20 protein-coding genes and 1 tRNA gene are annotated in these 18281 nt (G+C 66.8%); 11 read left to right on the top strand and 10 right to left on the bottom strand.

What is annotated here, in order from left to right:
• Positions 1-111: 111 nt before the first annotated feature.
• The 5 genes from murI to hemA are packed head-to-tail and all read right to left on the bottom strand — an operon-like array spanning position 112 to position 4825.
• The gene (gene murI, locus PVZ77_RS05215) at positions 112-903 is read right to left on the bottom strand and encodes a glutamate racemase (RefSeq protein ID WP_273810253.1); all 792 of its coding nucleotides are present in this window, start codon (positions 901-903) and stop codon (positions 112-114) included.
• Entirely contained in the window at positions 896-1651 is a 756-nt protein-coding gene (locus tag PVZ77_RS05220; protein ID WP_273810255.1) for a molybdopterin-synthase adenylyltransferase MoeB, read from the bottom strand. Before PVZ77_RS05220 ends, murI begins: the two co-directional genes overlap by 8 nt.
• A complete protein-coding gene (prmC, locus tag PVZ77_RS05225) occupies positions 1645-2475 on the bottom strand; it encodes a peptide chain release factor N(5)-glutamine methyltransferase (RefSeq protein ID WP_273810256.1) in 831 nt (276 codons plus the stop codon). The genes PVZ77_RS05220 and prmC overlap by 7 nt, the downstream gene beginning before the upstream one ends.
• Before the next feature lie 2 nt (positions 2476-2477).
• On the bottom strand, positions 2478-3560 hold the full coding sequence (prfA, locus tag PVZ77_RS05230) for a peptide chain release factor 1 (RefSeq protein WP_183633783.1): 1083 nt from the start codon (positions 3558-3560) through the stop codon (positions 2478-2480).
• Positions 3557-4825: a glutamyl-tRNA reductase gene (hemA, locus tag PVZ77_RS05235; protein ID WP_133861550.1), complete on the bottom strand. Its 1269-nt coding sequence runs from the start codon at positions 4823-4825 to the stop codon at positions 3557-3559. Before hemA ends, prfA begins: the two co-directional genes overlap by 4 nt.
• Positions 4826-5070: 245 nt before the next feature.
• On the opposite strand from hemA, the gene PVZ77_RS05240 reads away from it, so the two are divergent.
• From PVZ77_RS05240 to PVZ77_RS05280, 9 genes are all read left to right on the top strand, one after another.
• Positions 5071-6795, top strand: a complete 1725-nt coding sequence (locus tag PVZ77_RS05240; RefSeq protein WP_273810259.1) for a tetratricopeptide repeat protein — start codon at positions 5071-5073, stop codon at positions 6793-6795.
• Complete coding sequence (gene lolB, locus PVZ77_RS05245) at positions 6792-7412, top strand: lipoprotein insertase outer membrane protein LolB (RefSeq protein ID WP_017641087.1); 621 nt, start codon at positions 6792-6794, stop codon at positions 7410-7412. Before PVZ77_RS05240 ends, lolB begins: the two co-directional genes overlap by 4 nt.
• Positions 7409-8269: a 4-(cytidine 5'-diphospho)-2-C-methyl-D-erythritol kinase gene (gene ispE, locus PVZ77_RS05250; RefSeq protein WP_273810261.1), complete on the top strand. Its 861-nt coding sequence runs from the start codon at positions 7409-7411 to the stop codon at positions 8267-8269. The genes lolB and ispE overlap by 4 nt, the downstream gene beginning before the upstream one ends.
• Before the next feature lie 25 nt (positions 8270-8294).
• Positions 8295-8369: transfer RNA gene (locus PVZ77_RS05255), tRNA-Gln, on the top strand.
• 41 nt (positions 8370-8410) lie between these two features.
• Positions 8411-9352, top strand: a complete 942-nt coding sequence (locus tag PVZ77_RS05260; protein ID WP_007161553.1) for a ribose-phosphate pyrophosphokinase — start codon at positions 8411-8413, stop codon at positions 9350-9352.
• A 122-nt stretch (positions 9353-9474) separates the two neighbouring features.
• On the top strand, positions 9475-10098 hold the full coding sequence (locus tag PVZ77_RS05265) for a 50S ribosomal protein L25/general stress protein Ctc (protein WP_273810263.1): 624 nt from the start codon (positions 9475-9477) through the stop codon (positions 10096-10098).
• Positions 10099-10132: 34 nt separating this feature from the next.
• On the top strand, positions 10133-10717 hold the full coding sequence (gene pth / locus PVZ77_RS05270; RefSeq protein ID WP_273810265.1) for an aminoacyl-tRNA hydrolase: 585 nt from the start codon (positions 10133-10135) through the stop codon (positions 10715-10717).
• A gap of 42 nt (positions 10718-10759) precedes the next feature.
• A complete protein-coding gene (gene ychF, locus PVZ77_RS05275; protein WP_273810267.1) occupies positions 10760-11860 on the top strand; it encodes a redox-regulated ATPase YchF in 1101 nt (366 codons plus the stop codon).
• Positions 11861-12020: 160 nt separating this feature from the next.
• On the top strand, positions 12021-12932 hold the full coding sequence (locus PVZ77_RS05280; protein ID WP_273810269.1) for a LysR family transcriptional regulator: 912 nt from the start codon (positions 12021-12023) through the stop codon (positions 12930-12932).
• On the opposite strand, the gene PVZ77_RS05285 is transcribed toward PVZ77_RS05280, so the two are convergent.
• Together PVZ77_RS05285 and PVZ77_RS05290 are read right to left on the bottom strand one after the other, a co-directional pair.
• Positions 12905-13186 carry a hypothetical protein gene (locus PVZ77_RS05285; protein WP_273810271.1) on the bottom strand — a complete coding sequence of 94 codons (282 nt, stop codon included), beginning with the start codon at positions 13184-13186 and terminating at the stop codon, positions 12905-12907. The two genes, PVZ77_RS05280 and PVZ77_RS05285, sit on opposite strands and share 28 nt — an antisense overlap.
• Positions 13187-13292: 106 nt before the next feature.
• Complete coding sequence (locus PVZ77_RS05290; RefSeq protein WP_273810272.1) at positions 13293-14480, bottom strand: MFS transporter; 1188 nt, start codon at positions 14478-14480, stop codon at positions 13293-13295.
• Positions 14481-14582: 102 nt separating this feature from the next.
• Between PVZ77_RS05290 and PVZ77_RS05295 the strand changes: the two genes are divergently transcribed.
• A complete protein-coding gene (locus tag PVZ77_RS05295; RefSeq protein WP_273810273.1) occupies positions 14583-15458 on the top strand; it encodes a LysR substrate-binding domain-containing protein in 876 nt (291 codons plus the stop codon).
• Positions 15459-15554: 96 nt separating this feature from the next.
• Complete coding sequence (locus PVZ77_RS05300; protein ID WP_273810275.1) at positions 15555-15905, top strand: VOC family protein; 351 nt, start codon at positions 15555-15557, stop codon at positions 15903-15905.
• A 296-nt stretch (positions 15906-16201) separates the two neighbouring features.
• Here PVZ77_RS05300 and PVZ77_RS05305 read toward each other — a convergent pair whose 3' ends face one another.
• From PVZ77_RS05305 to ycaC, 3 genes are all read right to left on the bottom strand, one after another.
• Positions 16202-16591, bottom strand: coding sequence for a hypothetical protein (locus PVZ77_RS05305; protein WP_273810277.1), 390 nt, complete (start codon positions 16589-16591; stop codon positions 16202-16204).
• Between the two features lie 83 nt (positions 16592-16674).
• Positions 16675-17583, bottom strand: coding sequence for a LysR substrate-binding domain-containing protein (locus PVZ77_RS05310; protein WP_273810278.1), 909 nt, complete (start codon positions 17581-17583; stop codon positions 16675-16677).
• A gap of 54 nt (positions 17584-17637) precedes the next feature.
• Complete coding sequence (ycaC, locus tag PVZ77_RS05315; RefSeq protein ID WP_059313433.1) at positions 17638-18261, bottom strand: isochorismate family cysteine hydrolase YcaC; 624 nt, start codon at positions 18259-18261, stop codon at positions 17638-17640.
• Between the last annotated feature and the right edge of the window lie 20 nt (positions 18262-18281).

An 18281-nucleotide genomic window follows, 5' to 3' on the forward strand; every position in this document is an offset into this window, starting at 1 on the left:
AGCATTGACCATCAAGACGTGAAGGTGTTCACAGCCCTGGATATCTTTACCTACAAGGTCGGATGCTAGTCGCTGGACCGGCATTTGGCGAGCGAAACCCTGACGGGAAAGTCAGACGAACGCCTTTACCTCGGCCCCTGCCGGCCAGAGTTGCGGCAACACGGCGCGAAGCTCGGCGGGATCGCCCGAGGTCCAGAATCGCGTAGGCCCGGCCGGCCCTTCCGCCAGGCGCTCGTCCACCGCCAGCAGACTCTGCAGGCGCCGCGCCACGGCGGCGCCGGTGTCCACCAGGATGACCTGCGGCGGCACCAGTTCGGCCAGCAAGGGACGCAGGAAGGGATAGTGGGTGCAGCCCAGGATCAGGGTGTCGCACTGAGCCGCCAGCAAGGGGGTGAGAAAGCCCTGCAGCAGGCGCCGGGTCTCGGGGCCGTGCAGATCGCCACGCTCGACCTGTTCCACCAGTCCCGGACAGGGCTGGGTCAGCACCTGGACGCCCAGGGCGAAGCGGTCCAGCAAGGCGGCGAACTTGGCGCTCTGCAGGGTACCGGTGGTCGCCAGCACCCCGACCCGGCCATTGCGGGTCGCCGCCGCGGCGGGCTTGACCGCGGGTTCCATGCCGACGATGGGCCAGCGGGGATAGCGTTCGCGCAGATCGGCCACCGCCGCCACGGTGGCGGTGTTGCAGGCCACCACCAGGGCCTTGGCGCCCTGGGCGTACAGCCGCGCCGCGATCAGCTGGCAGCGCTCGCGGATGAAGGCAGGGGTCTTTTCGCCATAGGGGATATGGCCGCAATCGGCGACGTAATGCAGGGTTTCCGCCGGCAGCAGCTGGCGGATCTCCGCCAGCACCGACAGGCCGCCGACGCCCGAGTCGAAGACCCCGACCGGCGCCTCGTCAGCCATGGCGGGCGCCGCACACCGGGCAACCTGGATCGCGCTTGACCCGCAATTCGCGGAAGCGACTGCCCGCCGCATCCACCAGCAGCAGTCGACCGACCAGGGGCTCGCCGAAGCCGGCCAGGAGCTTGAGCGCCTCCAGCGCCTGCAGACTGCCCACCAGGCCGACCACCGGCCCCAGCACCCCGGCTTCGCTGCAACTGAGTTCCGCCTCGCTGCCCTCGCCATAGAGGCAGTGGTAGCAGGGGCTGTCGGCGCGTCGCGGATCGAAGACGCTGAGCTGGCCCTCCAGGCGAATGGCCGCACCGCTCACCAGCGGCCGCCCCGTGGCCACGCAGGCGGCATTCACCGCCGCCCGGGTGGTGAAGTTGTCCGAGCAGTCCAGCACCAGATCCACCATGGCGATGCGCGTCGCCAGGCTGTCGGCGTCCAGCGCCTCGCGCAGCGGCACCAGGCGCACCTCGGGGTTGAGCGCCGCCAGGCGTTGCAGGGCGGAATCCACCTTGCCCTGGCCGATGCGGCTTTCGTCGTGCAGCACCTGGCGCTGCAGATTGCTCAGGTCGACCTGGTCGAAGTCGGCCAGGTGCAATTCGCCGACGCCGGCGGCGGCCAGATAGAGCGCCACCGGCGAACCCAGACCGCCGAGGCCGACGATGAGTACCCTGGCGTCTTTCAGCCGCAATTGTCCGGCGATATCCACCTGGGCCAGCAGGATCTGCCGGCTGTAGCGCAGCAGCTCACTGTCGCTCAGCATGGCCGACGCCCTCCGCTGATGCGTTCGTGACCACCCAGGTCCTGGCGACTCTCGACCTCGACGAACCCCTGGCGAACCAGCAGATCGCGCACCGCGGCGGCCTGGTCGAAGCCGTGCTCCAGCCACAGCCAGCCACCCGGCTGCAGGTGCGCGGGCGCCGCCGCGACCAGTTCGCGGATATCGTCCAGGCCATCGACGCCGGCCACCAGGGCGCTGCGCGGCTCGAAACGCACGTCGCCCTCGTCCAGATGGCGATCGCTGCCGGCGATATAGGGGGGATTGCTGACGATCAGGTCGAAGCGCTGCCCGGCGAGGGCGGCGAACCAGCGACTCTGCTGAAAAAGCGCATTGCCCAGGCGCAGGCGCTGGGCATTGCGTCGTGCCAGCTCCACCGCCGCCGCGATACGATCCACGCCGCTGACCCGCCAGCGCGGCCGTTCATGGGCCAGGGCCAGGGCGATGGCGCCCGTGCCGGTGCCCAGGTCCAGTACCCGCACCTCGTCGGCCAGGGGCAGTGCCAGGGCGGTTTCCACCAGTACCTCGGTATCGGGACGGGGGATCAGGGTATCCGGACTCACCTCCAGGTCGAGCGACCAGAAGCCCTGCTGGCCGAGAATATAGGCCACCGGTTCACCCTGCCGGCGTCGTTCGAGGTTGGCCTGGAAGCGTGCCAGGGCCTCGCGCGGCACCAGTTTTTCCGGCCAGGTGCGCAGGTAGCTGCGCGGCTTGTCCAGGGCGGCGGCCAGCAGCAGTTCCACATCGAGGCGGGCGCTGGGCGAATCCGGCAGCTGGCTTTCGCGCAACAGGGCGCCGATGGTGGCCATGCTTAGTCTCCCAGCGCCGCCAGCTGGTCGGCCTGGTATTCCTGCAGCAGCGGATCGATGATCTGCTGGACGTCGCCATTGACCACTTCGCCCAGCGAATAGAGGGTCAGGTTGATGCGGTGATCGGTCACTCGACCCTGGGGAAAGTTGTAGGTGCGGATGCGCTCGGAGCGGTCGCCCGACCCCACCAGCAGCCGGCGGGTGTCGGACATTTCCTTGTGCGCCGCCGCATCCTGCTGGTCATTGAGCTTGGCCGACAGCCAGGCCATGGCCTTGGCGCGGTTCTTGTGCTGGGAGCGCTCTTCCTGGCACTCCACCACGATGCCGGTGGGCAGGTGGGTGATGCGCACCGCGGAGTCGGTCTTGTTGACGTGCTGACCGCCCGCGCCGGAGGAGCGATAGGTGTCGACGCGCAGATCGGCCGGATTGATCTCGATGGCCTGCTGTTCGTCCGGCTCCGGCAGCACCGCCACGGTGCAGGCCGAGGTGTGGATGCGGCCCTGGGATTCGGTCTCCGGGACCCGCTGCACCCGGTGCGCACCGGACTCGAACTTGAGCTTGGCGTAGACGCTGTCGCCCTCGACCCGGGCGATGACTTCCTTGAAGCCACCGTGCTCGCCCTCGTTCTCCGAGAGCACCTCGAGGCGCCAGCCCTGGCGTTCGGCATAGCGCGAATACATGCGGAACAGATCGCCGGCAAAGATCGCCGCTTCGTCGCCGCCGGTACCGGCGCGGATTTCCAGGAAGACGTTGCGGCCGTCATTGGGATCGCGCGGCAGCATCATGCGCTGCAGTTCGTCTTCCAGTTCCTGCAGCCGCGCCTTGGCGGTGCCGACCTCTTCCTCGGCCATCTCGCGCAGATCCGGGTCGCTGTCCTTGAGCAGCGCCTGGGCGCCCTCCAAGTCGGCCTGCACCTTGCGGTATTCGGTGAACGCCTGGTTGACCGGCTCGAGTTCGGCGTATTCCTTGGAATAGGCGCGGAACTGGGTCTGGTCGCTGATGACTTCGGCGTCGCCCAACAGCGCGGTCAGCTCCTCGAAGCGGTCCTGCAGACCGTCGAGCTTGTGCAACAGAGAGGTCTTCATGTCTTGTCCAAACCCTCGTCGAGGGCGAAGAGTTCCTGAGCCAGGGTCAGCGCATCGACGCGCCCCTCGGCGGATAGTTTCTTGAGCTGCACGCTCGGCGCGTGCATCAGCTTGTTGGTGAGGCTGCGTGCCAGGGCCGCCAGGGCTTCCTGGGGATCGACGCCATTGGCCAGCTGGCGCTGGGCACGCGCCAGTTCGTCGTCGCGGATCTGCTCGCCCTGCTGGCGATAGGCGCGGACCACGTCCACCGCGGCGCGCTCGCGCAGCCGCTGCATGAAGTCCTCGACCCCGGCCAGCACCAGCTTCTCGGCAGCCTGGGCAGCGCCCTGGCGACTCTTGAGATTTTCCGCCACCACCTCGTGCAGGTCGTCCACCGTATAGAGGTAGACGTCCTCCAGCTCGCTCACCTCCGGCTCGATGTCGCGCGGCACCGCGATGTCGACCATGAAGATGGGCTTGTGGCGACGCTGCTTGAGCGCCCGCTCCACCGCGCCCTTGCCGAGGATGGGCAACTGGCTGGCGGTGGAACTGATGACGATGTCGCTGTTGACCAGCTCGTCGGGAATGTCGGCCAGCAGCACGGTATGGGCGCCGAATTCTTCCGCCAGGTGACTGGCGCGCTCCAGGGTGCGGTTGGCGACGACAATGCGCCGCACGCCCTGCTCGTGCAGATGGCGGGCGACCAGGGTGATGGTCTCGCCGGCGCCGATCAGCAGGGCCTGGCTGCGGCTGAGGTCGCTGAAGATCTGCTTGGCCAGGCTGACCGCGGCAAAGGCCACGGATACCGGGTTCTCGCCGATCGCCGTGTCGGTGCGCACCGCCTTGGCGGTATTGAAGGTGGCCTGGAACAGCCGCCCCAGCAGCGGACCGACGGTGCCGGCCTCACGCGCCACGGCATAGGCCGACTTGAGCTGGCCGAGGATCTGCGGCTCGCCCAGCACCATGGAGTCCAGCCCCGCGGCCACCCGCATCATGTGGCGGACCGCGGCCTCGTCCTGGTGCAGATAGATGCTGGCACGCAGGTCTTCCAGGGGCACCCGGTGGTACTGGGCGAGCCAGGCCAGCACGGCCTCCGCCAGGCTGGGCTCCAGCTCCAGGTAGAGTTCGCTGCGATTGCAGGTGGAAAGAATCGCCGCTTCGCGACTGTGGGTGGCCTGCTCCAGCTGGCGCAGGGCCTCGACCGTCTGCTCCGGAGTGAAGGCCACACGTTCGCGCACCTCAACCGAGGCGGTCTTGTGATTGATGCCGAGCGCGAGAAAGGCCATGGACGCAAGCAGTCGAACGGATTGGGAAAGCCGATCATTGTCCTACGCGCGGGCGGTGGCGACAACCAGCAGCGACGAGACGTCGGACAATCGCCGTCATAGCCTGAGCGAATGAATCTTGCCGGGCAAAAGGCGTCAACAGCCTCGACCACCGCACTTCTCGGCCGGCCGCTGCGCATGCGCGACGCGGCCACGGCGACTCTTGTGGCATGATGGACCGACTGTAAAAAGGCCGCCTCGACCCTATGACCAGATACCTTGCGCTGCTGACGACCGCCCTGCTGCTCGCCGGCTGCCAGAACCTCGGCCGTCAGCCGACGCCCGCTGCCGCCATCCCGCCGCCCACCGCCAAGACCAGCACGCCGCAACCGGCCGGCTCCTTTCGCGAAGACACCCTCTATGACCTGCTGGTCGGCGAATTGGCCGGGCAGCGCAACCGATTCGACATCGCCCTGACCAACTATGTCGAGCAGGCCAAATCGACCCAGGACCCGGGGGTCGCCGAGCGGGCCTTCCGCATCGCCGAATACCTGGGCGCCGATACCCCGGCGCTGGAAACCGCGCAGATCTGGGCGCGCAACGCCCCCGACAACCTGGATGCCCAGCGCGCCGCCGCCATCATGCTGGCCCGCGCCGGTCGCTATGACGAATCCATGGTCTACATGGAGCGCGTGCTCCAGGGCCAGGGCGACACCCACTTCGATTTCCTCGCCCTCTCGGCGGCGGAAACCGACGAGACCACCCGCGCCGGGCTGCTCAAGAGCTTCGATCGGCTGCTGGCCAAGTATCCGCACAACGGCCAGCTGCTGTTCGGCAAGGCGCTGCTGCTACAGCAGGACGGCCGTGCCGACGAGGCTCTCAAGCTGCTGGAGCGCAATCCGGCGGCCAGGCGCGAAGTCGCGCCGCTGCTCCTGCGCGCCCGCCTGCTGCAGAGCCAGGACCGCAGCGCCGAGGCCCTGCCACTGCTCGAAGCCGGCATCCGCCAGCACCCGGAAGACCGCCGCCTGCGCCTGGCCCATGCCCGGCTGCTGGTGGAGCTGGATCGCCTGGACCAGGCCAAGCGCGAGTTCGCCGAGCTGGTCACCCAGTTCCCGGATGACGATGACCTGAGATTCTCCCTGGCGCTGGTCTGCCTGGAAGCCCAGGCCTGGCGCGAAGCCCAGATCTATCTCAAGGAACTGATCGACCGCGGCAGCCATGTGGATGCCGCGCACCTGAACCTGGGTCGCAGCTACGAAGAACTCGACCAGCCCGAGCAGGCGCTGGCCGAATACACCCAGGTCGGGCCGGGCACCGACTACCTGGCCGCCCAGCAGCGCCAGGCGGAGATCCTGCTCGGCAGTGGCCGCATCATCGAGGCCCGTCAGCGCCTGGCCGAGGCGCGCAAGCGCCAGAGCGAATATGCCGTGCCGCTCTATCTGCTGGAAGTCGAAGGCCTGGCCAGCGCCGACCAGACCGCCCTTGCCGACCAGACCGTGCAGCAGGCCCTGCAGCAGTATCCTAACGACCTCAACCTGCTCTATGTGCGCTCCATGCTGGCGGAAAAGCGCGGCGACCTTGGTCAGCTGGAAAGCGATCTGCGCTACATCATCGCCCACGACCCCGACAACGCCATGGCGCTCAACGCCCTCGGCTACACCCTGGCCGACCGCACCCCACGGCTGGCCGAGGCACGCCAGCTGATCGACAAGGCGCACCAGTTGAGTCCGGACGACCCGGCCATCCTCGACAGCATGGGCTGGATCCGCTATCGCCAGGGCCAGCTGGCCGACGCCGAACGCTTTCTGCGCCAGGCCTACGAACGCTTCCCCGACGCCGAAGTGGCGGCCCACCTGGGCGAGGTGCTCTGGGCCCAGGGCAAGCGTAGCGAAGCGCGCAAGGTCTGGCGCGTGGGCCTCGACGCCGACGCCGATGACGCCATCCTGCGCAGCACCCTCAAACGCCTGACTGGAAGCGAAACCCTCCGATGATCCGCGTGCGTACCCTCTTCACCCTGTTGCTGCTCGCACTGCTGGCCGGTTGCGCCAGCACCTCTCGCCAGGAAGCCGTGGAAGGCCAGGGCAACGCCGCCCAATGGCAGGCTCATAAAAAACGTATCGCCGCCCTCGACGGCTGGCAGATCGACGGCAAGGTCGGCATCCGCGCCCCGCGCGATTCCGGCAGCGGCACCCTGTTCTGGCTGCAGCGCCAGGACTACTATGACATCCGCCTGGCTGGCCCCCTCGGCCGCGGCGCCACCCGCCTCACCGGGCGTCCAGGCGCCGTCACCCTCGATGTCTCCGGCCAGGGCAGCTACCAGGCCGACTCCCCCGAGGCCCTGCTGGAACAGCAACTCGGCTGGCGCCTGCCGGTCTCGCACCTGCTCTGGTGGGTGCGCGGCCTGCCGGCGCCGGACAGTCGCAGCCAGCTGACCCTGGACGCCGACAGCCACCTGGCACGCCTGGTACAGGACGGCTGGACCGTCGAATACACCCGCTATACCGAGCAGAACGGCTACACCCTGCCCGAGCGCTTAAAGCTCACCGGCAAGGACCTGGAAGTCATCCTGGTGGTGAAGACCTGGCAGCCGCGCGAGCTGGGCAAATGACCGCAGCGCCTGCCTTCACCCTGCCGGCGCCGGCCAAGCTCAATCTGTTCCTGCACATCCTCGGCCGCCGCCCGGACGGCTATCACGAGCTGCAGACGCTGTTCCAGTTTCTCGACTGGGGCGACGACCTGGGCTTCGCCGGACGGGATGACGGCGAATTGCAACTCCACGACGGCCTGCCGGGCGTCGCCCCCGCGCAGAATCTCATCCTGCGCGCCGCCCGGCTGCTGCAGCAGGAAAGCGCCACGACCAAAGGCGCCGACCTCTGGCTGACCAAGCGCCTGCCCATGGGCGGCGGCATCGGTGGCGGCAGTTCGGATGCCGCCACCACCCTGCTCGGCCTGAATCACCTCTGGGGCCTGGGCGCCAGCCTCGACGACCTGGCGGCGCTGGGGCTGCGCCTGGGTGCCGACGTGCCGGTATTCGTCCGCGGCCAGACCGCCTTCGCCGAGGGCGTGGGGGAAAAGCTCACCCCGGTCGCCCCCCCGGAACCCTGGTATCTCGTGGCCGTGCCGCAAGTCTCTGTAAGTACAGCAGAAATTTTTTCAGATCCGCTGTTGACACGGGACACTCCCGCCATTAAAGTTTGCGCCGTTCTCAAGTGGTCAGGTCGAAACGACTGCCAGAGTACGGTCGAAAGGCGTTACCCAGAAATTCGTAACGCTTTGATCTTGCTAAACAAATTTGTTTCAGCTAGATTAACCGGCACTGGAGGTTGCATATTTGGAAGCTTTCCAAATAAGACCGAAGCTGATACAGTAGCTAGCCAGCTACCAGCATCACTTCCAGGCTTCGTAGCCAAAGGTAGCAACACTTCCATGTTGCACCGGGCGCTGGCAAGCCTGACCAGAGAATGAGTACAGCTAGTACTCTGCAAGATACAGGGGCGTCGCCAAGCGGTAAGGCAGCAGGTTTTGATCCTGCCATGCGTTGGTTCGAATCCAGCCGCCCCTGCCATTTTCCTTCCAAGACCCACCTCAAGCCGCAGGAACTGCAGCGTGTCCAAGATGATGGTCTTCACGGGGAACGCCAACCCCGATCTGGCACGGCGCATCGTGCGCCAGCTGCATATCCCTCTCGGTGACGTCTCCGTCGGAAAATTCTCCGACGGCGAGATCAGCGTCGAAATCAACGAGAACGTACGGGGCAAGGATGTCTTCATCATCCAGCCCACCTGCGAGCCGACCAACGACAACCTGATGGAACTGGTGGTGATGGCCGATGCCTTCCGCCGCTCCTCGGCCACTCGTATCACCGCAGTCATCCCCTATTTCGGTTATGCACGTCAGGATCGCCGTCCGCGTTCCGCACGCGTCGCCATCACCGCCAAGGTCGTGGCCGACATGCTGACCGTGGTGGGCATCAATCGCGTGCTCACCGTCGATCTGCACGCCGACCAGATCCAGGGCTTCTTCGATATTCCCGTGGACAACATCTATGGCTCCCCCGCTCTGGTGGATGACATCGAAGACCAGCGTTTCGAAAATCTGATGATCGTCTCCCCAGATATCGGTGGCGTGGTGCGTGCGCGTGCCGTGGCCAAGAGCCTGGGTGTTGACCTGGCGATCATCGACAAGCGTCGTCCCAAGGCCAACCAGTCGGAAGTGATGCACATCATCGGTGACATCCAGGACCGCACCTGCGTGCTGGTCGACGACATGGTCGATACCGCTGGCACCCTGTGCCATGCGGCCAAGGCCCTGAAGGAACACGGCGCCGCCAAGGTCCTGGCCTACTGCACCCACCCGGTGCTGTCGGGTCGGGCCATCGAGAACATCGACAACTCCGTGCTGGACGAGCTGGTGGTGACCAACACCATTCCGCTGTCCGCCGCGGCTCAGGCCTGCAGCCGTATCCGCCAACTGGACATCGCGCCGGTGGTGGCCGAGGCGGTACGCCGGATCAGTAACGAAGAATCCATCAGCGCGATGTTCCGTTAAGGAACAGCCGCTCTGGAAGCGCCCCGGAAGGTCGAGGAGACCCCCCGGGGCTTTTTAGTCGGTAGGGCCGTAGAACTGGTCGCAAGTCTCGGACTGCCGATTCCTTATCCTGGAGATTCACAATGGTTGATTTCACCCTGAATGCCGAAGTGCGTTCCGACCTGGGGAAAGGTGCGAGCCGCCGCCTGCGTCGTAATGCCGGTAACGTTCCCGCCGTGATCTACGGTGGCGAAAAGGCCCCGACGTCCATCACCCTGGTCGGCAAAGACCTGGCCAAGATGCTGGAAAGCGAAGCCGCCTTCGCCAGCGTCATCACCCTGAAGGTTGATGGCAGCAACGAAAGCGTGCTGGTCAAGGCCCTGCAGCGTCACCCCTCCAAGGGCTACGTCATGCACGCCGACTTCCTGCGCGTCGTCGCCGGTCAGAAGCTGACCGCTCACGTGCCCCTGCACTTCATGAACCAGGAAACCTCCGTGGGCGTGAAGCAACAGGGTGGCGAGATCCTGCACACCATCAACGAAGTCGAAGTTTCCTGCCTGCCGAAAGACCTGCCGGAATTCATCGAAGTCGACATGGCCAAGGTCGAGCTAGATCAGATCGTTCACCTGAGCGACCTGAACGTCCCGGCTGGCGTCGAGCTGGTGTCCCTGGCCCACGGCAGCGATCTGCCGGTTGCCAGCATCCACATGCCGCGCATCCGTGAAGAAGCTGCTGACGGCGCTGCCGAAGAAGGCGCTGCCGAGTAAGTTCTCGCACGCCTGAAAGAGAAGGGCTCCTGACATGACTGCCGTCCAACTGATCGTCGGCCTGGGTAATCCGGGCCCCGAATACGACCAGACCCGGCACAATGCAGGGGCCCTTTTCGTTGAGCGACTGGCAGCCGCCCAGGGCGCGAGCCTGGCTGTCGAGCGCAAGTATCATGGCCTGGTGGGGCGCTTCCGCCACGCGGGCAACGATGTTCGTCTGCTCATCCCCACCACCTACATGAACCGCAGCGGCCAGGCCGTGGCGGCGCTCGCCGGCTTTTTCCGCATCCCGCCGGCAGCCATCCTGGTGGCCCACGACGAACTCGACCTGCCACCCGGCACCGCACGCCTCAAGACCGGCGGCGGCCATGGGGGGCATAACGGACTGCGCGACATCATCGCCCAGCTCGGCAATCAGAACGGCTTCCAGCGTCTGCGCCTGGGCATCGGCCATCCGGGGCATGCCAGCCTGGTCTCCAACTTCGTGCTGGGCCGCGCACCGCGCAGCGAGCAGGACCTGCTCGACACCAGCATCGAGGCCGCCCTGGAGGTGGTTCCGGAGTTGCTGACCGGCGACCTGACCCGCGCCATGCAACGCCTGCACAGCCGCAAGGCCTGACCTACCCTACCCTCTTCCTTTTCTTCCGCGAGGACACACACCATGGGATTCAATTGCGGCATCGTCGGCCTGCCCAACGTCGGCAAGTCCACCCTGTTCAATGCCCTGACCCAATCTGGTATCGCGGCAGAAAACTTCCCTTTCTGCACCATCGAGCCCAACAGCGGCATCGTACCCATGCCCGATGCGCGACTGAATGCCCTGGCGGAAATCGTCAAGCCCGAGCGGGTGATTCCCACCACCATGGAATTCGTCGACATCGCCGGGCTAGTGGCCGGTGCCTCCAAGGGTGAAGGCCTGGGCAACAAGTTTCTCGCCAACATCCGCGAGACCGACGCCATCGCCCACGTGGTGCGCTGCTTCGAAGACGAGAACGTCATCCACGTGTCGAATTCGGTGGATCCCAAGCGGGACATCGAGGTGATCGACCTGGAGCTGATCTTCGCCGACCTCGACAGCTGCGAGAAGCAACTGCAGCGGGTGACCCGCAACGCCAAGGGCGGTGACAAGGAAGCCCTGGCACAGAAGGCCCTGCTGGAACAGCTGATCCCGCACTTCGAAGCCGGCAAGCCTGCCCGCAGCCTGCTGAAGGGCCTGGACGAGGAGCAGAAGCGTCTGGTGCGCAGCTTCCACCTGCTGACCAGCAAGCCGGTGATGTACATCGCCAACGTCGCCGAAGACGGGTTCGAGAACAACCCGCACCTGGATGTGGTCCGTGCCATCGCCGAGGAAGAAGGCGCCGTGGTGGTGCCGGTATGCAACAAGATCGAGGCGGAAATTGCCGAACTGGACGACGACGAGGAAAAGCAGATGTTCCTCGAGTCCATGGGCATGGAAGAGCCGGGCCTGAACCGGGTGATCCGCGCCGGCTACGAACTGCTCAACCTGCAGACCTACTTCACCGCCGGGGTGAAGGAAGTGCGCGCCTGGACCGTCCGCGTCGGCGCCACCGCGCCCCAGTCGGCCGCCGCCATCCACACCGATTTCGAGAAGGGCTTCATCCGCGCCGAAGTGGTGGCCTATGCCGACTTCATCGCCTTCAAGGGCGAAAACGGCGCCAAGGAAGCCGGCAAGTGGCGCCTGGAAGGCAAGGACTACATCGTCAAGGACGGTGATGTCATGCACTTCCGCTTCAACGTCTAAGCGACGGCGAACGCCAGAACCCCCTCCTCACCGCAAGGTGGCGAGGGGGTTTTCTTTTGCGTGCTCGCCAACGGCCTGGCTGACGCTGGACGCCTGGCGATTTGGCACAATGACGGCGATCCGACCGCCGTCAAACGTCTCCCGCCGCCTGGATGCCGCCATGAATTTCGAAGACCTGCGCCTGTTCGTCACCACCCTGAACGAGGGCAGCTTCACTGCCGCCGCCGACAAGCTGGGGCTGTCCAAGCAATACGTCAGCCGGCGGACCCTGTTGCTGGAGGAAAGTCTTGGCGTGCGGTTGATCAATCGCACCACGCGGCGCCTGCAGGCGACCGAACTCGGCGTGCTGCTCTATGAGCGGGCGGTGAAGATCCTCGAAGACGTCAACGACACCGAGGAGTTGCTCTCCAGCCGGCGGACGGTGCCCCAGGGGGTGCTGAGAGTCAGTGCGCCCATGACCTTCGGCACCCTGCACCTGAGTCCCCTGCTGCCGGATTTTCTCTCGGCCTATCCGCAGATCCGCCTGGAGCTGGATCTCAATGACCGGGCGGTGGACCTGCTCGCCGAGGGCTACGACATGTCGATCCGCATCGGCACCCTGGCCGATTCCAGCCTGATCGCCAAGCGACTGACCGAGATGCAACTGGTGACCTGCGCCAGTCCGGATTATCTACAGAAGGCGCCGCCGCTGTTGCAGCCAGAGGATCTGGCCGAGCACAGCTGTCTGCTCTATGGCCATGGTCGGCAGGTGGAATGGCGCTTTCAGCGCGGCGGCAAACCGCTGGTGCTGCCCATGCAGGGTCAGCTCAGGGCCAACAACGGTGAGGTGGTGCGGGACGCGGCCATCGCCGGCCAGGGCATCGCGGTGCTGCCGACCTTCATCATCGGCGCGGCGCTGGCCTCAGGGGCGCTGGTGCAGGTGCTGGAAGACTTCGCCCTGCCCAGCGCGGCGGTCTATGCGGTCTATCCCCAGCATCGTCAGTCGGCGCGCATCGTCCAGCTGTTCTCGGACTATCTGCGCGACCGGCTGACGGTCCGGCCAACTCACGCCACGGCGCCGCGGGTCGGCTGACGCTGGGGCCACTGGTGGAGGGTTCGCTCGGCACCGTCGGCAGCCAGGCGTTGGCCATCCAGGCGCTGCTGCTGACGCTGGATCGCCGGCTGCAGGCTGCGGTCGGCGCCGTTCTCGGCCAGGGTACGATCCTGCTGCTGGTGCCTTTCGATCAGCGAACCCAGGGGGCGCAGGGCGCTTTCCTCGGCCTGGGCGGATTGGACGATGGCGGTGGTGAGCAGAGTGGCGGCGAAGAGGGCGGTGAGGGCTTTCATGGCGAGTACCGGTGTCGGGTGGGTGTGGACTCATTGTCGCCAGCCCACCCCGCGCCTAGAAATCGTCCCGCGGGATAGCGATCATCGACCGCGCTGATGATGGCGCTCAGGCCCGCGCCTGACGCTGGCGCAGCAGGAACAGGCACCAGACGGCCAGCGCCGTGCCGGCCAGCAGGCACCCGGCCAGGCTGACGCCGGCCCAGCCGAAGTGCTCGTACAGCCGCGCCGACAGCAGCGAACCCAGGGAGCCGCCGAGGAAGTACCCGGTCATGTAGCCGGCGTTGAGGCGGCTACGGGCTTCCGGGCGCAGGCGATAGACCACGTTCTGGTTGCTGACGTGGCTGAGCTGCACGGCGAGGTCCAGCACCAGGATGCCGACCAGCAGCGCCGCCAGCGACTGCTGGGCGAAGGCCAGGGGTAGCCAGGCCAGGGTCAGGGAGGCCAGGCCGATGCTGGTGGCGAGACCACCCTTGCCCCTGTCGGCCATGCGCCCGGCCAGGTTGGCGGCCAGGGCGCCCACCGCACCGGCGAGACCGAACAGGCCGATGGTGCCGTCGCTGAAGCCATAGGGCTCGGCGGCGAGCAGAAAGGCCAGGGGCGTCCAGAACATCGCGAAGACGGCGAAGCCCAGACAGCCCAGCAGGGTGCGCAGGCGATGCAGGGGTTCGTCGCGCAAGAGCACGAACACCGAACCCAGCAGCCGTGGATAGCTCAGGCCCGCCGACTGCTGATAGCGCGGCAGGGCCAGGCGCAGGGCCAGGGCGGTGGCCAGCATCAGGCCGGCCGCCACGGCATAGACGGTGCGCCAGTCGCCCAGGGACGAGAGCGCTCCGGCCACGGTGCGGGCCAGCAGGATGCCGAGGATGAGGCCGCTCATCACCGTGCCCACCGCCCTGCCCCGCTGCTCCGGCGCGGCCAGGGTGGCGGCGAAGGGTACCAGCACCTGGGCCACCACCGAGAAGAGCCCGGTCATGGCGGTGCCCAGCAGCAGCCAGGTCAGGCTGGTGGCGGTGGCGCTCAGCGCCAGGCCGGCGGCGGCGATCACGCTCATGGTGACGATCAGCCGGCGCCGCTCCAGCAGGTCCCCCAGCGGCACCAGCAGCAGGAGACCCGCGGCGTAGCTGAGCTGGGCGGTGGTGACGATGCTGCCGGCCTGGGTGTAGCTGAGGTCGAAGCGCTGGGCGATGGTGTGCAGCAACGGCTGGTTGTAGTAGTTGCTGGCCACGGCGATACCGGTGGCGACGGCCATGAGCAGGGTCAGCCAGCGGCTGAGAGGAGGCGTGGGGTTAGACATCCGCAGGGTCCGGCAAGGGAGAGGCTGATCAGTATCGGACACCGGCAGCCATCGGTTAAATGAATCGTTAAGATGGTTTCGATCTCATTTCAAGATAGCGCTATGAATCTCAAGCAGCTGGAATTCGCCGTCGCCCTGGCCGAAGAGCGCCACTTCACTCGCGCCGCCGAGCGTTGCCATGTGGTGCAGTCGGCGCTCAGTCACCAGATCGCCCGCCTGGAAGCCGAACTGGGCGCCACCCTGTTCGAGCGCCTGCCGCGTCAGGTACGCCTCACCCCGGCCGGCGAGGCGCTGCTGGTCCAGGCGCGGCAGGCGCTGGCGGCGGTGGAAAGGTTGCAGCAGGACGTGGCCGCCGCGGTCGGCGCCATTCGCGGCACCCTGACGCTGGGTCTGATCTCTTCGGTGCCACGCCTGGACATCGTCGAGCTGCTGGCCGCCTTCCATGCCCGCCATCCCCAGGTGGACATCCGGCTGCGTCAGGACAAGAGCGAGACGCTGCTGGCGGCGGTGCGCGAGCGACAACTGGATTTCGCCCTGATCGGCCTGTCGCGCCAGGTGGCCCTGGAGGCGGTGGACAGCCGCCTGCTGCTCAGCGAGGAGCTGGTGGCGGTGCTGCCGGCCGCGCACGCCCTGGCGGGGCGGAAAAGGCTGTCGCTGCACGAGCTGGTGGATCTGCCGCTGGTGGACCTGCCCGCGGGCAGCGGTGCCCGGCGGCAGACCGACGAGGCCTTCGCCGCCCTGGGCCTGCCCCATCGGGTGCGTTTCGAGACGGGCAACATGCAGTTGCTGGAGCGCTTCGTCCGGCGTGGGCTGGCGATCGGCCTGGTGCCTCAGAGTATAGCCAGCACCTTTGCCGGCCTGGCCCGGGTGCCGGTCAGCGATGCCCCCCAGCGTAACGTCCATGCCATCTGGTCGCCGCTGCCGACACCGGCGACGCGGGAATTCCTGAAGGTCTTGGAGGAAGCGCTGGCGGACTAGCTGTCGCGCATCGGCCGGCCGCCGCGATAGGCGAGTGACTGCCTGGCGTCAGCGACTTGCTAAGCTGTCAGGCCCGTAAAGCCGGAGAGTTCGCCCATGCAGATCACGCGCATCGTACCGAACATCGCCACCGAGCAGCTGGCCGCCGCCAAGGTCTTCTATGGCGAGCTGCTGGGCCTGACGCTGGCGATGGACCATGGCTGGATCCTGACCTTCGTCGGCGCGGGCCAGGCCAGTCCCCAGGTCAGCTTCGCGGTGGAGGGAGGCTCGGGTACGCCGGTGCCGGAGCTGTCGCTGGAAGTCGATGACCTGGACGAGGTCTTGCGTCGACTGGCCGGCGCGGGCTACGTACCCGAGTACGGTCCGGTGACCGAGCCTTGGGGCGTGAGGCGCTTCTTCGTCCGCGATCCTGGTGGACGGCTCCTGAATTTCCTGGAGCATGCCTGAGGATCGACCACCCTGGCGGGCCCTCGTAGGTTGGGTTGAGCGCAGCGAAGCCCAACAACGCCAGAGGCTGAACATCGCTGTTGGGCTTCGACGATGGAGCCGTCTCAACCCAACCTACGGTCTGATTGCAGAGCCGTAGCCTGGAAAACGGCGCAGCCTTTTCCAGGGGTGACGTCGTTGTGCGGGGCGTGCCCTCACCCCAACCCCTACCAGAGGTAGAGGGGTTATCCGAGCAGGCCTTCAGCCGTTTGCAGAGCGCCTGCTTGCAGAACGCTCGACAGCCCGCTGATCCGCCCTCACCCCTCGCTGACCGGCAGCCGGCGCACGAAGTTGCCCACCCGCCAGGCGAGTTGCTCGCCCTGGCACTGCACCAGCAGGTTGCGCACCGGGTAGGACTGGCCGGCGACACTGGCTTCGGCCTGGGCTTCGCTGGCACCGTCCAGATGATTGCGGGCGAGGACCCGGTAGCTGCCGGTGCTGCAGCGCTCCGCGGCTTCCCCGGCGCAACCCGACCAGCTGCCGAAGACCCCGTTGCACTGCACCAGGTAGGCCGTGCTGCCATCCCTGAGGTAGGCGTTGTGGGAGCTGGCGCAGCCGGCCAGCATGGCGAGGAAGCCGGCGCAGGCCAGCAGGCGGAAGGCGTTGCGGAGGATGGCGAGGTTCATGGGCGTGGCTCCGGAAGACATGCAGCCATCCTAGAAAGCCAACCCCCTTTCCCATAAATCGTACCGGCGGATAGCGCTTATCGACGGCGCTGATAGCCGCCGCGCTAGAGGTTTTCGCCCATGAATCTGCTGATCTCGCCGCGCAGCCAGCGCTCGCCCGGGTCCTGGTCCTGGGCCGCGCGCCAGACCAGCGACAGCTTGGCCGGGACGATGGGAAACGGCGGTTCCTCGATGCGCAGGCCGCCGCCCGCGGCCAGCGCCCGGGCGGCGTAGTCGGGCACCGTGGCGAGCAATTCGCTGCCCGCCAGCAGGGCGCCGAGACCGTTGAAGTGGGGCACGCCCAGGGCCACCTTGCGACTGCGGCCGAGACGTGCCAGGTCGTCGTCGATGTTGCCGCAGAGATCGCCGGACATGGACACCAGCACATGGGGCCGCGCGCAGTAGTCGTCCAGGGTCAGGGGCGCGGGATCGCTGTCGGCGCGGACCACCAGGGCGCGGATGTGCCTCAGGGTGCGGCACCTGGCATTGGCCGGCAGCTGGGTGGTGTAGCTGATGCCCAGGGAGACTTCGCCACTGGCCAGCAGGCCGGGCAGGAGCAGGAAGTTGGCGTTGCGCACCACCAGCACGCAGTGCGGCGCCACCTCGCGCAGATGGGCCAGCAGCGGCGGCAGCAGACCGCACTCGACATCGTCGGACATGCCCAGGCGAAACACCGCACGACTGGCGCCGGGGTCGAAGTCGTCGACCTCGCTCAAGGCATTGGACAGGCCGTCCAGCGCCGGGCGCAGCCGTTCGAGAATGGCCAGGGCCCGCGGCGTGGGCTCCATCGCGCGGCCGCTGCGCACCAGCAGGGGATCGTCGAAGAATTGCCGCAGCCGCACCAGGGCGGCACTGATGGCCGGCTGGCCGAGAAAGAGCTTTTCCGCGGTGCGGGTGAGGTTGCGCTCGTGCATCAGGCTTTCGAACACCACCAGCAGGTGCAGGTCGATGCGGCGCAGGTCGTTGCGGTTCACGGCATCCCTCCGCGAAGGTCAGGCGCCGGGAGGGGCGCCTGCCTGTCGTTTACCTTACTTGGCGGCCAGCTTGGCGTAGCTGGTCATCAGGTTGCGGTAGTTGGGGATGTGGTTGGACAGCAGCGCGCCCAGGCCCTCGATGTCGTTGCGCCAGTCGCGGTGCAGTTCGCAGGCGACGCTGAACCAGTTCATCAGCTGCACGCCGGCGGCGCTCATGCGCGCCCAGGCGGCCTGTTGCACGGTCTTGTCGAAGGTGCCGGAGGCATCGGTCACCACGAAGACGTCGAAGCCTTCGGCGATGGCGGCCAGTGCCGGGAAGGTCACGCAGACGTCGGTCACCACGCCGGCGATGATCAGCTGCTTGCGGCCGGTGGCCTTGATGGCGGCGACGAAGTCTTCGTTGTCCCAGGCGTTGATCTGGCCGGGACGGGCGATGTACGGCGCCTCGGGGAACAGCTCGACCAGCTCGGGCACCAGCGGGCCGTTGGGGCCCTGTTCGAAGCTGGTGGTGAGGATGGTGGGCAGGCCAAAGAACTTGGCGCTGTTGGCCAGGGCCAGGACGTTGTTCTTGAAGTCGCTGGGGGTGAAATCCTGGACCAGCGAAATCAGACCGGCCTGGTGGTCGATCAGCAGGACGACGGCATCGTTCTTGTCGAGACGGTTGTAGGGCTTGCTCATGGTGGAGTCCTCAGGGAGTG

It is taken from the genome of Pseudomonas sp. SHLD1, from assembly GCF_028640935.1.
Taxonomy (GTDB): Bacteria; Pseudomonadota; Gammaproteobacteria; order Pseudomonadales; family Pseudomonadaceae; genus Chryseomonas; species Chryseomonas aestiva.

Bases quoted from the DNA above. Each gene is read 5' to 3' on its own strand.
- ispE (WP_273810261.1), top strand. From the start codon at position 7,409: ATGACCGCAGCGCCTGCCTTCACCCTGCCGGCGCCGGCCAAGCTCAAT.
- hemA (WP_133861550.1), bottom strand. From the start codon at position 4,825: ATGGCCTTTCTCGCGCTCGGCATCAATCACAAGACCGCCTCGGTTGAG.
- ycaC (WP_059313433.1), bottom strand. From the start codon at position 18,261: ATGAGCAAGCCCTACAACCGTCTCGACAAGAACGATGCCGTCGTCCTG.
- prfA (WP_183633783.1), bottom strand. From the start codon at position 3,560: ATGAAGACCTCTCTGTTGCACAAGCTCGACGGTCTGCAGGACCGCTTC.
- murI (WP_273810253.1), bottom strand. From the start codon at position 903: ATGGCTGACGAGGCGCCGGTCGGGGTCTTCGACTCGGGCGTCGGCGGC.
- PVZ77_RS05280 (WP_273810269.1), top strand. From the start codon at position 12,021: ATGAATTTCGAAGACCTGCGCCTGTTCGTCACCACCCTGAACGAGGGC.
- PVZ77_RS05305 (WP_273810277.1), bottom strand. From the start codon at position 16,591: ATGTCTTCCGGAGCCACGCCCATGAACCTCGCCATCCTCCGCAACGCC.
- ychF (WP_273810267.1), top strand. From the start codon at position 10,760: ATGGGATTCAATTGCGGCATCGTCGGCCTGCCCAACGTCGGCAAGTCC.
- PVZ77_RS05220 (WP_273810255.1), bottom strand. From the start codon at position 1,651: ATGCTGAGCGACAGTGAGCTGCTGCGCTACAGCCGGCAGATCCTGCTG.
- PVZ77_RS05265 (WP_273810263.1), top strand. From the start codon at position 9,475: ATGGTTGATTTCACCCTGAATGCCGAAGTGCGTTCCGACCTGGGGAAA.
- pth (WP_273810265.1), top strand. From the start codon at position 10,133: ATGACTGCCGTCCAACTGATCGTCGGCCTGGGTAATCCGGGCCCCGAA.
- lolB (WP_017641087.1), top strand. From the start codon at position 6,792: ATGATCCGCGTGCGTACCCTCTTCACCCTGTTGCTGCTCGCACTGCTG.
- PVZ77_RS05285 (WP_273810271.1), bottom strand. From the start codon at position 13,186: ATGAAAGCCCTCACCGCCCTCTTCGCCGCCACTCTGCTCACCACCGCC.
- prmC (WP_273810256.1), bottom strand. From the start codon at position 2,475: ATGGCCACCATCGGCGCCCTGTTGCGCGAAAGCCAGCTGCCGGATTCG.
- PVZ77_RS05300 (WP_273810275.1), top strand. From the start codon at position 15,555: ATGCAGATCACGCGCATCGTACCGAACATCGCCACCGAGCAGCTGGCC.
- PVZ77_RS05295 (WP_273810273.1), top strand. From the start codon at position 14,583: ATGAATCTCAAGCAGCTGGAATTCGCCGTCGCCCTGGCCGAAGAGCGC.
- PVZ77_RS05240 (WP_273810259.1), top strand. From the start codon at position 5,071: ATGACCAGATACCTTGCGCTGCTGACGACCGCCCTGCTGCTCGCCGGC.
- PVZ77_RS05290 (WP_273810272.1), bottom strand. From the start codon at position 14,480: ATGTCTAACCCCACGCCTCCTCTCAGCCGCTGGCTGACCCTGCTCATG.